Source organism: Rhizobium sp. FY34, from assembly GCF_005222845.1.
GTDB lineage: Bacteria > Pseudomonadota > Alphaproteobacteria > Rhizobiales > Rhizobiaceae > Neorhizobium.
Window position 1 is genome coordinate 27,996 of the sequence record NZ_STFZ01000011.1, and the last position, 12,180, is coordinate 40,175.

Annotated in this window: 11 protein-coding genes and 1 riboswitch; of the genes, 6 read left to right on the forward strand and 5 right to left on the reverse strand. The window is 61.1% G+C overall.

Annotated elements, in window-relative coordinates:
• Nucleotides 1–96: 96 nt before the first annotated feature.
• Entirely contained in the window at nucleotides 97–552 is a 456-nt protein-coding gene (locus E8M77_RS07290; RefSeq protein ID WP_137129974.1) for a DUF3828 domain-containing protein, read from the forward strand.
• A gap of 1,376 nt (nucleotides 553–1,928) precedes the next feature.
• Nucleotides 1,929–2,081 (forward strand): hypothetical protein, encoded by a 153-nt coding sequence (locus E8M77_RS23860; protein ID WP_170975778.1) that lies wholly within the window; start codon nucleotides 1,929–1,931, stop codon nucleotides 2,079–2,081.
• Between the two features lie 257 nt (nucleotides 2,082–2,338).
• Here E8M77_RS23860 and ribB read toward each other — a convergent pair whose 3' ends face one another.
• The 5 genes from ribB to E8M77_RS07320 all read right to left on the reverse strand — a co-directional run bounded on the left by ribB (nucleotide 2,339) and on the right by E8M77_RS07320 (nucleotide 7,659).
• Entirely contained in the window at nucleotides 2,339–2,974 is a 636-nt protein-coding gene (gene ribB / locus E8M77_RS07300; protein ID WP_137129975.1) for a 3,4-dihydroxy-2-butanone-4-phosphate synthase, read from the reverse strand.
• 113 nt (nucleotides 2,975–3,087) lie between these two features.
• Nucleotides 3,088–3,232: riboswitch (FMN riboswitch) on the reverse strand.
• Between the two features lie 76 nt (nucleotides 3,233–3,308).
• A complete protein-coding gene (locus tag E8M77_RS07305) occupies nucleotides 3,309–4,097 on the reverse strand; it encodes an SDR family oxidoreductase (RefSeq protein ID WP_137129976.1) in 789 nt (262 codons plus the stop codon).
• A 15-nt stretch (nucleotides 4,098–4,112) separates the two neighbouring features.
• Nucleotides 4,113–5,606: a sugar ABC transporter ATP-binding protein gene (locus tag E8M77_RS07310; RefSeq protein WP_137129977.1), complete on the reverse strand. Its 1,494-nt coding sequence runs from the start codon at nucleotides 5,604–5,606 to the stop codon at nucleotides 4,113–4,115.
• A 20-nt stretch (nucleotides 5,607–5,626) separates the two neighbouring features.
• Nucleotides 5,627–6,562 carry a substrate-binding domain-containing protein gene (locus E8M77_RS07315; protein WP_137129978.1) on the reverse strand — a complete coding sequence of 312 codons (936 nt, stop codon included), beginning with the start codon at nucleotides 6,560–6,562 and terminating at the stop codon, nucleotides 5,627–5,629.
• A 122-nt stretch (nucleotides 6,563–6,684) separates the two neighbouring features.
• Nucleotides 6,685–7,659 (reverse strand): ABC transporter permease, encoded by a 975-nt coding sequence (locus E8M77_RS07320; protein WP_137129979.1) that lies wholly within the window; start codon nucleotides 7,657–7,659, stop codon nucleotides 6,685–6,687.
• A gap of 212 nt (nucleotides 7,660–7,871) precedes the next feature.
• On the opposite strand from E8M77_RS07320, the gene E8M77_RS07325 reads away from it, so the two are divergent.
• The 4 genes from E8M77_RS07325 to E8M77_RS07340 all read left to right on the forward strand — a co-directional run bounded on the left by E8M77_RS07325 (nucleotide 7,872) and on the right by E8M77_RS07340 (nucleotide 12,168).
• The gene (locus E8M77_RS07325) at nucleotides 7,872–8,681 is read left to right on the forward strand and encodes a transketolase (RefSeq protein WP_137129980.1); all 810 of its coding nucleotides are present in this window, start codon (nucleotides 7,872–7,874) and stop codon (nucleotides 8,679–8,681) included.
• A complete protein-coding gene (locus tag E8M77_RS07330; protein ID WP_137129981.1) occupies nucleotides 8,681–9,649 on the forward strand; it encodes a transketolase family protein in 969 nt (322 codons plus the stop codon). The genes E8M77_RS07325 and E8M77_RS07330 overlap by 1 nt, the downstream gene beginning before the upstream one ends.
• A gap of 76 nt (nucleotides 9,650–9,725) precedes the next feature.
• Entirely contained in the window at nucleotides 9,726–11,195 is a 1,470-nt protein-coding gene (locus E8M77_RS07335; protein WP_137129982.1) for an FGGY-family carbohydrate kinase, read from the forward strand.
• A 22-nt stretch (nucleotides 11,196–11,217) separates the two neighbouring features.
• On the forward strand, nucleotides 11,218–12,168 hold the full coding sequence (locus E8M77_RS07340) for a sugar-binding transcriptional regulator (RefSeq protein WP_137129983.1): 951 nt from the start codon (nucleotides 11,218–11,220) through the stop codon (nucleotides 12,166–12,168).
• The last annotated feature ends 12 nt before the right edge of the window (nucleotides 12,169–12,180 follow it).

Below are 12,180 nucleotides of genomic sequence, written 5' to 3' on the forward strand. Positions count from 1 at the left end.
CTCCATTGCCCTTGCAATTGCACCCAGAAATGTCCCTGGTCTCCCGCCCTCCGTTCATGTACCAATCAAACATACGCAACCAGGAGTTTACACATCATGCGCGCAGCATCCCTTTTCTTCGGTGTCCTCCTGCTGGCCCTCTCAGCAGCCGGTGCCTGGGCGCAGACCTTCAAGACCCCCGAGGTGCTGATCAAGGCACTCTACGCCTATGACATCGAAAAGACGCCAGAATCTGCACCGACCTTCTACACACCCTTCTTCTCGAAGGACCTGATCGCCCTCTTCCGGACCTACAACGAGGCATTGCAGGGCGAAGTGGGCCCGCTGGAATTTGATCCGGTGATCAATGGACAAGATGGTGCGGCGACAAACCTCAAGATCGGCACGCCCGCCATACAGGGCGACAAGGCCCAGGTGACCATCACCTTCCGCAATGGTAAAAAGGTTACGCTCCTCTATTCGCTGGTGCGTGAACAAGGCGGCTGGAAGGTGGACGACATCGCCGAGCCGAACTCGCAATATCCCTGGCGCCTGCGCAAGCTGCTGGAATAGGCGTCCTATTTGGAGTGTAGAGCAGAGCCACGACTCACTTCTCCCCGTCAAGACGGGGAGACGGTGGCGGTAGCCGGATGAGGGGCACTCCCTCCCCCACGTGGGGAGATCGGCAGGACGCACGGCCTCCACCCCACCAACCTATCGTATGCCAGCAACCGCCACCCAGCACGCCGTCATTCTTCGGCCTTGAGCCGAGGATCTACGCACGGTCCCGCAAACACGGCGGTGCAGTTGGTCTTTGCGCAAGAACGCCCCCCTCTGCCCTGCCGGGCATCTCCCCCTCCAGGGGGGAGATCACCGTGTGGCCGATGCTTCCTCTTACAATAGACCTTTCGTTCAACGCTGCAGCGTCTTTCGGACTGAGCGCGGTCTACTGGCCGATCTCCCCCCTTGAGGGGGAGATGTCCGGCAGGACAGAGGGGGGTGCGCCACCCGCACGCCGACAACGGTCGTCGTTAAGAACCCAAAACCCCTCCCAACCCTCCCCACAAGGGGGAGGGCTTTAACCCAGCCGACCCGCTTACGCCGATCGGAGCCTGGGCGGGTGCCGCCTACGGTCTCCCCCTTGAGGTGGGGTGAGGAGCGGTTCGCGAAGCGAAGCAATCGATCCTGTGAATCGATTGCAGGGACGAACGTGGCAGCCAGTGTGGGTCCTTTTTCCTCGCCCGACAAAAAATCTCATCCCCGCCGCCACACGCCATGCCTACACTCTCCCTGTCCCGCAGCGGATACACCGGCAGGCGTGCCGGCGATGCGGGGCCGGTCCGGGTCATGGGGGCAAGACGCAAAACCCCATCATCCGAGTCCGTCAAAACGGTCTCCCCCCGACGACACGGGAGGAAGGAGAGGCGCGTCGGACGAAAGCGCCAATCCTTGTCAAACCGCCCAGCGGCGCGTCGGGTGTGTGAGCATGTCCCGTTCGGCGCAGCCGAACGAAAGCTACATGCTCCAATATTTGAATCGAAGCCAGCTTGCCGCGATCGAAGATCGCGGGCGGCTTCGTGGGGCACGCAAGGGGAAGGACGGTTCGGGGCCTCATCGCCCGTTGTCCGCTCGGGTTTTCCACCCATGGAAACACCGGGAACGGCGATGGAAAAAGGCAACAGCCGATCCTTTCAGGCAGAGAGGCCGAACCGGCGGATAAAAATGCCGAACGGGGCGCAGAAAGGTGTCACCCTAACAAACCCTTACGAGGCAGCTTTCAGCGCCCCGACCGAGAAAAGCGCATGGCAGCGGCCATGCGACGACGACATCAGGAACACAGCACGGGCCGCCATGGGTCGCGTGACGGCAAAGCCGTGTCCGCGCATGAGCGGCCAAAGGTTGAGGCAAAAGCAGACACAGCAGGACACCAGAGGCGGGAGACCGGACAGATGCAAGACAGTATGGAGGATGACCAGAAGATCCGCCTTCTGGCGGCGGCGATGAGGGATGCCGGCCTGCCCACCCAGTCCTGCCGGATCGTCTGGCGACCGCCATCGCCACGCTGCACCACAGCCTGCCAAAGCGAGACTGGCGGCCGTTGAAGCGCTGGCTTGTCACCGCCGGTGTGTTCCACAGCGCTGATCCGGCGTCTGCAGCCTGTGAGCAGGCCAGCTGGGAGAACAGTCAGCCGGGCAGCCGGGCGCCGGCGCCCGCGCCAATCCCCTGCCCCTTGCTCTGATCGGAGCCAGAGCCCCTGCTATGGCCAGAGCAATGGCCATGGCCATTGCCTGAGCTTCCCGATGCGGCTTTTGCACCGCCTCCGTCCACCTGACCTGTCTCCCAGCCAGACGCGCAGTATTCAGGCAGCAACCGCAGATACCGGCGTACCTTGCGTCTTGCGATAGGCAATGAGGTCCTTGATGCTGATCAGCGGCAAGCCGTGAAACTGGCAAAATGTCATGAGGTCCGGCAATCGCGCCATCGTACCATCGTCATTGGCCACTTCGCAGATAACGCCGGAGGGCCGCTTGCCCGCCAGACGCGCCAGATCGACAGCGGCCTCCGTATGTCCAGGCCGTCCCAGCACGCCGTTTGGATGCGCGCGCAATGGGAAGATGTGGCCGGGCCGGGCGAAATCCTCGGAGCCGGCTGTCTCGTCCATCAGCGCCCGCACGGTCGCCGCCCGGTCGGCGGCGGAAATTCCCGTTGTCGTCCCCTTTATGTAATCGATTGAGACGGTGAAGGCCGTCTTCAGATATTCCGTATTCTTGGGAACCATCAGCGGTATGTCGAGCGCATCCAGCCGCTCGCCTTGCATGGCCACGCAGACAAGTCCACGGGCATGCTTCATCATGAACGCAATGGATTCGGGGGTCACGGCATCGGACGCGATAATGATATCGCCTTCGTTTTCGCGATCCTCATCATCCACGACGACAATCATGCCGCCGTCAGCCAATGCGTGGATTGCTTCTTCAATCGTCGAAAGTGTCATTCCTGTGCCTTTCAAGGGTCACCGCGTCAGCGGCCAAACCACGACCTTACGGTCGCCATCCATCCCTTGGGCGAACAAAGCCTACGCCTTCCCCTTGCGGGTGGCGTCGCAGACGATGTCCTCTTCCATCCGGACTATAACCGTCGGCTCCGGCATCGCACCGGATCTGCTGCCTTCCACCGAAATGGAAGCGCTCGCGGGCTCCCGGCAAAGCCGGATACCGCCGGTGGGGAGTTACACCCCGCCCTGAGAACATTGTAGAGATAAGAGCACTTGCAGCATAATTTCAAGCGCTAAAGTCAGACTGTCACCGATCCGGAAATGTTTATCCGGCTCACCAGCAGCAGAATCCACCATCGACGAGAAGATCGACACCGGTGACAAAGCTTGCGGCATCCGAGAGAAGAAACACGGCAGGTCCCACCATTTCATTCACCGAGGCCATGCGCTGCATCGGGGTCTGTTCCTCGAAAAGCTTCGTCTGGTGCACCATTTCCGCCCGCGTGTTCATCGGCGTTGCCGTATAGCCGGGGCTGATCGTGTTGACGCGGATGCCGCGCCCGACCCATTCCATGGCCATGGATTTCGACATGTGGATCACGCCGGCCTTGGACGCATTGTAATGGCACTGGTTGAGGCCGCGATTGACGATGACGCCGGACATGGAGGCAATATTGACGATCGATCCGCGCCCGTTCTTCAGCATGGCACGCGCTTCAGCCTGGCAGGACAGGAAGACGCCTTTCAGGTTGATGTCCATCATCGTCTGGAACTGGCTTTCCTCCATTTCCTCTGCCGGATTGGCATTGGCAATGCCGGCCGCATTGACGGCAAGCGTCAGCGGCCCCAGTTCCATCTGGCAGCGTTCGACTGCCTCGGTCAGTGCAGCCGACTGCGTGACGTCAGCGGCAATCTGGATGCTGCGACGGCCAGCCTGTTCAATCATCCGCGCGGTATCGGAAAGACCCGCATCCGTGCGCCGATCAAGCAGCGCGACATCGGCGCCGCATTGGGCCAATCCGATGGCGATCCGCTGGCCGATGCCGCTGCCGGCGCCCGTCACCAGCGCGACATTGCCACCAAGATCAAACAGCTTCGGGGCGTTCAGTGTGATGTCCGACATGATGTCCATTCCTCTTCAAATCGTTGCCAGTTCCATGACCGAGACGTCGTTTGCGTCCCTCCGGTCCAGAATGCCGGCCTGCTTTCCCTGCGCCATGACCATGATCCGGTTGGAAACGCCAAGCACTTCCTCCAGATCAGAGCTGACGACGATAACCGCGACACCTTCGCGGGCCAGATCCATGATCGTGTCATAGATCGATGAGCGCGCGCCGACATCGATACCGCGTGTCGGCTCATCCAGCACGACCACCTTTGGCTTGCGCGCCAGCCATTTTGCCAGGACGACCTTTTGCTGATTGCCACCGGACAGTTCGCCGGCATTCTGGCTGCCCCGGCCCTTGACCCCGAAGGTTCCAATATATGCATCGGCAAATTGGCTCATCTGGCGCGATGTGACCACACCGCGGCGCGCCACCCTATCCAAGTTCGCATAGCCGATATTTTCCTGGATGGAATGATCAAGGACAAGTCCCTGCAGCTTTCGGTCTTCGGGCACAAGCACAATGCCGTTCCGGATCGCATCGCGCGGCGAGCGCGGCGTGATCGTCACACCGTCAAGAATAACCTCGCCGCTCGAAATCGGATCGGCGCCGGCAATGGCCCGCACCAGTTCGGTGCGCCCTGCCCCGACAAGGCCGGCAATCCCGAAGACTTCGCCGCGCTTGACCGAAAAATTGATATTGTTGAACGTGCGCGCCGGCGATGAGAGGTCCCGCACCTCGATCATCACATCCGTCTGCGGCACGGGAATGGCTGGGAACATACGCTCCAGCGACCGGCCGACCATGGCTTCCACGATGGTGCGCACCGGCACATTGCCGCTGTCGAATTCCTGCACCTTGGCACCGTCGCGCATGACGACGACGCGATCGGCGACCTGGCGGATTTCATCCAGGCGATGGGAAATATAGATGATACCGACACCATCGGCCTTCAGCCGTTCGATCTGCCGGAACAGCAATTGTGTTTCTTCGCCGCCCAGCGCCGCCGTCGGTTCGTCAAGGATCAGAAGCCGTGCATTGAGCGTCATCGCCTTGGCAATTTCGATCAGCTGCTGCTTGGCCGTCGAAAGACCTTCAACCACACGGCGTGGCGAGATATCGAGCCCGAGGCGCTGCAGACCGGCATGCGCCCTCTCTTCCATGCCGCGCCGGTCAATGCGGCCGCCCTTCATCAGGTAGCGCCCCATGAACACGTTTTCGGCAATCGACAGCTGCGGCAGAAGCTTTAGCTCCTGATGGATCATGCCCAAGCCGGCATCCATGGCTGCACGGGGGCTGGCCGGGGCGTAAGGCGCCCCGAACCATGTCATGTCACCGCCGGAGGGCTGGACGGCGCCGGAAATGATTTTCGACAGGGTCGATTTTCCGGCGCCATTTTCACCCAGCAACGCCACGACTTCGCCTGGCCTCACATCGAGATCGATGCCATGCAGCACCTGCAATGATCCATAGACTTTACGGATCTGGCGCAGGGAGAGAATGGGAGTAAGGTCCTGGGCGGTCATGGCACTGCCTTCCGTTCAGATCAGGGATGCTCGGCGACGAACTTGGCCGCATTGTCCGGCGTCGTCAGGAAGCCGGGAAGCAGCTGCTCGGCGGGAAGCTTTTCGCCGGCGGCCAGCTTGATCGCGCTGTCAACGGCCAGACGGCCGATACCGCGCACCTGCTGGGTAGCTGTCGCATCGAAGCCACGCTGTGCAAGGATCGGCAGAGCCGTCGTATCGCCGTCAAAGCCGCCGATATAGACGCGCTGCGACAGGCCGGAGACCTTGACTGCCTGGGCAGCGCCCAGAGCCAGGCCATCCGACTGCGAGAAGATCAGCGTAACGTCGGGATGGGCCTGAAGAAGGTTCTGACCGATATTGAGGCCTTCAGCCTGCGACCACTGCTCGCTCCACTGCTCGGCGACAACCTTGACGCCCGCATTCTCGCCAACGGCCTTCATGCAGCCCTTGGTGCGCTCGACTTCCGGCGTCGTGCCCTTCTGGCCGTGGATCATCAGCATATTGCCCTTGCCGCCGGCAAGACCGATGATGTGCTTGCACACTTCATAGGCCGACGTGGCATTGTCGGTGGCGATGAAAGTATCGCCCGGCGCGTCAGCCGCATTGCGATCGACGTTGACGACCGGAATGCCGGCCTGCTTGGCAAGACGGGTCGGAACGGCGGCAGCGGCGGCACCGGCAGGAATGTAGATGAAGGCGTCGATGCCCTGCGTCAGAAGATCCTGGACCTGGCTGACCTGCGTGGCGCCGTCATTCTTGGCGTCCACGGTGATGACCTTGATGCCCTTCTCCTTGGCATAGGCTTCAACGCCGATCTTGATCTGGTTGAAATAGTCGGCCTGAAGGTTGGAAACGGCAAGGCCGATCTTCTTCACTTCGGCAGCCGAAGCGCCGAGCGGGTTCAGGGCGGTGGTGGCGAGCGCGACGGCTGCCAAAAGAACTGTCTTGAATGTCATGGTAGATCTCCTCCGTTGAATTCGGGCACCTGCTACCATCGCAGGGCCGAAGTTTTGCCTGGCATGATCGCCCGGCGTTGAACTGGCAGCGCCGCCACCAGGGTTTGGCGCAACGCCAAATTTCATTTTTGCTTGACGGCTTCGGCGGCCACCGCAAGGGCAATCACCACACCGATGACAACCGCCTGCAGGAAGGGCGAAACACCCAGAAGATTGAGACCGTTGCGCAGCACGCCGATGATCAGCACGCCGATAATGGTGCCGATAATGCCGCCCTTGCCGCCGCTAAGGCTGGTGCCGCCGATCACGACCGCTGCAATCGTATCAAGCTCGTAGGAAACGCCGGCGGTTGGCTGCACCGAATCCAGCCGCATCGCCAGAACGACACCGGCAAGTCCGGCCAGCAGGCCCGAGACCACATAGACGCCGATCGTATAGAAGCTGACATTGATGCCGGCGAGACGGGCGACTTCCTGATTGCCGCCAATCGCATAGAGGGACCGGCCGCCGGGCGTATAGCGCAGATAGAGCCAGCCCAGCACGAAGACGACCAGCATGATGGCCACGGTCAGCGTCAGGAATCCGCCAAAGCGGGTATAGGCAAGCAGGCTGAACCAGGACGGAAAGCCGACGATCTGCTGGCCATCGGTGATCATATTGGCAAGCCCGCGCGCCACCGACATCATGGCCAGCGTCGCGATAAAGGCCGGCACACCGAGCGCCGTGATCAGCACACCGGATATAGCCCCCGTGACCGCCGCAACCGCCAGCGCCAGGAGTATTCCCGCTCCAAGCGGAAGACCGATCTGGCTGGAAAGATAGCCCATCACCATCATTGTCAGCGCCATGACCGAACCGACCGCAAGATCGATCCCGCCGATCAGGATCACCAGCGTCATGCCGACGGCCATGATCCCGAGCACGGTGATCTGGTCGAGGATATTGAGGAGGTTGCGCGCAGACATGAACTTGTCTGTCGCAAAAGAGAGAAAGATGCAGAGCAGGATAAGCCCGATCAGCGGCCCCGTGGCGCCTCTCAACACGGAAAACACGCCGGCACCGGCGTTTCGGTTGTCATCTTTTACGGATGCGAGCATCCAGCCCTCCCAAATGCACATGCAGAGCCATTAGTTGAATGGCACAGCATAATTATTCATGCTTGTGTGTAAATTCGTATCCGATCGAACTTGGACCTGTCAACCACCGCATAAGCAACAGATGAACAATAATTTCTGCGGCATACGCTTGACACCCTGCCAACAAATGCAATTATATTACCTAACGCATATTTATTCAAAGTGAGGATTCCATGCAGCCGAATGATCTCGAGCGCATCGCCAGACAGATACGTCTTCGCGATCTTCAAGCGGTCTATGACGCCGGTGCCGGCCATATCGGTGGAGAAATGTCGGCCATCGATATCTTGACAGCGCTTTATTTCCAGGTCCTGCGCATCTGGCCGGAACAGCCCAAGCATCCCGACCGGGATCGTTTCATCCTGTCGAAAGGACATGTGGCGCTGGCGCTCTATGTGACGCTTGCCAAGCGCGGCTTCCTGCCGGAGGACGAGATCTCGACCTTCCTCAAGCCGCATTCGCGGCTGAATGGCCACCCGAACTGCAATAAAGTGCCCGGCGTCGAAACCAATACCGGACCGCTCGGCCACGGATTGCCGGTCGCGGTCGGCATCGCAAAGGCTGCAAAGCTGACCGGTGCGGGCTATCATACCTATGTCCTGACCGGCGACGGCGAGATGCAGGAAGGTTCGAACTGGGAAGCGATTTCCTCAGCAGCGCAGTTCGGCCTCGACAACCTGACACTGATCATCGACCACAATCGCTTCCAGCAGGGTGCCGCCCTGAAGGATACCAATGATCTGGCCCCCTTCGCCTCGAAGCTTCAGGCATTCGGGTGGGACGTGACCGAGATCGACGGCAATGCGATGAGTGAGATCATTCCAGCCCTGCAACACCGCACGACCCGCCCGCATTGCATCGTGGCCCATACCAACAAGGGGCATGGGATTTCCTTCATGCAGGACACGGTCGACTGGCACCACAAAGTGCCCAATGCAGAACAATATAAGATTGCCCTAGCCGAGCTTTCCGAGGTGCTTTGATGAACGCCGTGACGACACCTGCCAAACTTCACGATTGCCGCGATGCCTTTGTCTCCGTTCTGGAGCGGATGGCGGCGGACAATTCCAAGATCGTCGCCGTGTGCAATGATTCCGTCGGCTCCTCGAAGCTCGGTGGCTTCAAGGCCAAATGGCCGGAACGCCTGGTCAATGTCGGCATTGCCGAGCAGAACATGGTCGGCGTTGGCGCAGGCCTTGCCAATGGCGGCCTCCTGCCCTTCGTCTGCGGCGCCTCCTGCTTTCTCACCGGGCGCTCCCTGGAGCAGGTCAAGGCCGATATTGCCTATTCGAATGCCAATGTGAAACTTGTCGGCATTTCGTCGGGCATGGCCTATGGCGAACTTGGACCCACACACCATTCGATCGAGGATTTCGCCTGGATGCGGGTGCTGCCGAACCTGCCGGTGATCGCGCCCTGCGATTCGATCGAGACAGCGGCTGCCGTGGAATGGGCGGCGCAGTATGAGGGACCCGTCTTCCTGCGCCTGTCGCGCGTCGGCGTGCCGGATCTCCTGCCACCCGGCCACATATTCGTGCCCGGCAAAGCCAATCTACTGCGGGACGGCGATGCCATCACGCTGATTGCCAACGGCACCTTGACGCATCGCATGATGAAGGCCGCCGCCATTCTGGCTGCACAGGGCATTGAAGCGCGCGTGCTGAACATGGCAACCGTGCGCCCGATTGACGTGGAGGCCGTGATTGCGGCAGCCTCCGATACCGGCGCCATTCTGACGGCGGAAGAACATTCCACCTTTGGGGGCCTTGGTTCAGCCATTGCCGAAGTCGTCGTTGCCGAAGCGCCCGTTCCGATGAAGATCCTCGGCGTGCCGGGCATTTTTGCACCCACCGGATCGGCAGAATTCCTGCTTGACGAATTCGGCATGTCGCCTGATGCCATTGCCACAGCAGCCCAGGCCTTGATCGCGCGCAAAACCGGCCGCGCCTGATCGCCAGACTGCCCCATCGTCCCTCTGAAGCGGCCGGCAGCTTTTGCGGCCGCTTCCTTTCCTTTGCGGAGCCAGCATGACCACGGCGATCCTTGCCATTGACCAGGGCACCACCAATTCGAAGGCGGTACTTGTTTCGACACGCGGCGAAATCCTGTCGCGGGGCGCCTCTGCCGTCGGGATTTCCCACCCGCAGCCGGGCTGGGTCGAGCAGAGCCCTGAGCGGATCTGGGCCTCTGTCCTGGAGGCGATTGCCGCATGTCTCGGCAAGGCTCCTGCCGTCGAAATTGTCGGGATTGCCATCTCGAACCAGCGCGAATCCGTCACCATCTGGGATGCCGAGACCGGCAAGCCGCTTGGCCCGGTGATCAGCTGGCAATGCCGGCGCTCGGCACCGGCCTGCGCCGCACTGAATGCGGCCGGCCATTCTACAAAGGTTCAGGCCCTGACTGGCCTGCCAATCGACCCGATGTTTCCCGCCCCGAAGATGAAATGGCTGATCGATCGCGCACCCGCCGACCGGCCCATTCGGCTGGGCACGATTGATTCCTGGTTGATCCATTGCCTGACGGATGGCGCAGTGCATGCCTGCGATGCATCGAATGCAGCCCGCAGCCAGCTCTATGATCTCAATCGCCGCGACTGGAGCGACGATCTCTGCCGCCTGTTTGAAGTGCCACGCTCCGCTCTGCCGCAGGTGCGCGACAGCGCGGCCCGGTTCGGCGAAACGCGCAATGTGCCAGGCCTTGCCGATGGCATTCCGATTGCCTCCGCGATCGGCGATAGCCATGCCGCGCTGTTTGGCCACGGCGCTTTCAATCCCGGCGACGGCAAGGTGACCTTCGGCACCGGATCGTCGATTATGACCACGCTGCCAAACTTCATTGCGCCAAGCCTTGGCATCACCACCACCATCGCCTGGTCGATTGGCGGGCGGCCGACCTATGCATTCGAAGGCAATATTCTTGTGTCGGCGGCGGCCCTGCCATGGATGGTGGAAATCCTCGGGCTTGCCGATGTGCAGGCACTCGTTGATCTGGCCGCGACCGCTGCACCGGAAGGCCCCGGCTTCGTGCCGGCCTTTGTCGGGCTTGGCGCCCCCTATTGGCATGCCGATGCGCGAGCGCTGTTTTCCGGCATCACCTTCAACACATCGCGCGCCCAGATGGCGCGGGCGGTGACTGATTCCATGGCCTTCCAGGTTTACGATGTCTTCCAGGCCATGGCCGCCCAGTCGCCTGCGCCGCTTGGCCACCTCTATGCCGATGGCGGGCCAAGCCAGAATACATTTCTCATGCAATGCGTGGCCGACACGCTGGGTCACGCCATCTTCCAGTGCGATGCCCCGGAAGCATCGGCACTGGGTGCCGCCTATCTGGCGGGTCTCACGCTCGGCGTATGGCCGGATCTCGCCGCCATCGCAGCCCTGCCGCGCGCAAGGACAGCGCTTTCCCCGCAACCATCCGATGCAAACGCCCGGCTTCAGGTGTGGCAGGATGCAATCTTCCGCTCGACCGCTCCCGCGACTTCAACTATGGGTGAATAAAAATTCACACCCTGGAGGGATCATGGGACGTCTCAACGAGCTTCGACTGATTGCCCGCGTTGCGCAGATGTATCATGTCGAAGGCAAGCGCCAGGCAGAGATTGCGCTTACCATGCACATGTCGCAGGCAACCGTGTCGCGCATGCTGAAGCGGGCCGAGGTGGAAGGCATTGTGCGCACCACCGTCATTCCGCCGCCCGGTACATTTGCCGATCTGGAGACGGCACTGCGTGAACGATATGGCCTGACAGAGGCGATCGTCATCGACTGCTCGGAAGATCGCGATGGCGCCATTATGGCGCGCATCGGAGAGGCGGCGGCGCATTTCCTCGAAGTGACGCTTCAACAAGACGAAATCATCGGCGTGTCCAGCTGGAGCCAGACCATTCTGCGCATGGTCGACAACATCCATCCGCTGAAGAGCGGCAAGGCCAAATATATTGTGCAGATCCTTGGCGGCATGGGTGAGGCCGCCGTCCAGACCCATGCCACGCAACTGACCGCGCGTCTTGCAAAACTGACCGGCGGAGAGCCGCGGCTTCTGCTGGTGCAGGGCATTACATCATCGCGTGAGGCAAAGCTTGTGATGCTGGCCGATCCGGTCGTGCGCGGCACGATGGATCTCTTTGGCCGCCTGAGCCTTGCCATTATCGGCATCGGCGCAGTGGAGCCATCCGAACTGCTTGCCCGGTCCGGCAATGTCTTTTCGCGCCAGGAAATGGCCATGCTGCAGGATGCCGGTGCGGTGGGTGAAATCTCCTATCGCTTCTACGACAAGGACGGCAAGCCGGTGGAGACCCCCCTCAACGAGCGGGTCATCGGCATTTCGCTGGAAGACCTGAAAAGCGCCAGTCGCGTCATGGCGCTGGCCGGCGGGGAATCAAAGACGCAGGCGATCGCCGGTGCCCTGAGACTGGGCGTCATCGACGTGCTCGTCACGGACAAATTCACAGCAGCCAGACTGACGGCCTGATCTCGCCCGAGA

Excerpts from the sequence above, each read along its gene's own strand:
- E8M77_RS07290 (WP_137129974.1), top strand. The coding sequence starts at position 97 with ATGCGCGCAGCATCCCTTTTCTTCGGTGTCCTCCTGCTGGCCCTCTCA.
- E8M77_RS23860 (WP_170975778.1), top strand. The coding sequence starts at position 1,929 with ATGCAAGACAGTATGGAGGATGACCAGAAGATCCGCCTTCTGGCGGCG.
- ribB (WP_137129975.1), bottom strand. The coding sequence starts at position 2,974 with ATGACACTTTCGACGATTGAAGAAGCAATCCACGCATTGGCTGACGGC.
- E8M77_RS07305 (WP_137129976.1), bottom strand. The coding sequence starts at position 4,097 with ATGTCGGACATCACACTGAACGCCCCGAAGCTGTTTGATCTTGGTGGC.
- E8M77_RS07310 (WP_137129977.1), bottom strand. The coding sequence starts at position 5,606 with ATGACCGCCCAGGACCTTACTCCCATTCTCTCCCTGCGCCAGATCCGT.
- E8M77_RS07315 (WP_137129978.1), bottom strand. The coding sequence starts at position 6,562 with ATGACATTCAAGACAGTTCTTTTGGCAGCCGTCGCGCTCGCCACCACC.
- E8M77_RS07320 (WP_137129979.1), bottom strand. The coding sequence starts at position 7,659 with ATGCTCGCATCCGTAAAAGATGACAACCGAAACGCCGGTGCCGGCGTG.
- E8M77_RS07325 (WP_137129980.1), top strand. The coding sequence starts at position 7,872 with ATGCAGCCGAATGATCTCGAGCGCATCGCCAGACAGATACGTCTTCGC.
- E8M77_RS07330 (WP_137129981.1), top strand. The coding sequence starts at position 8,681 with ATGAACGCCGTGACGACACCTGCCAAACTTCACGATTGCCGCGATGCC.
- E8M77_RS07335 (WP_137129982.1), top strand. The coding sequence starts at position 9,726 with ATGACCACGGCGATCCTTGCCATTGACCAGGGCACCACCAATTCGAAG.
- E8M77_RS07340 (WP_137129983.1), top strand. The coding sequence starts at position 11,218 with ATGGGACGTCTCAACGAGCTTCGACTGATTGCCCGCGTTGCGCAGATG.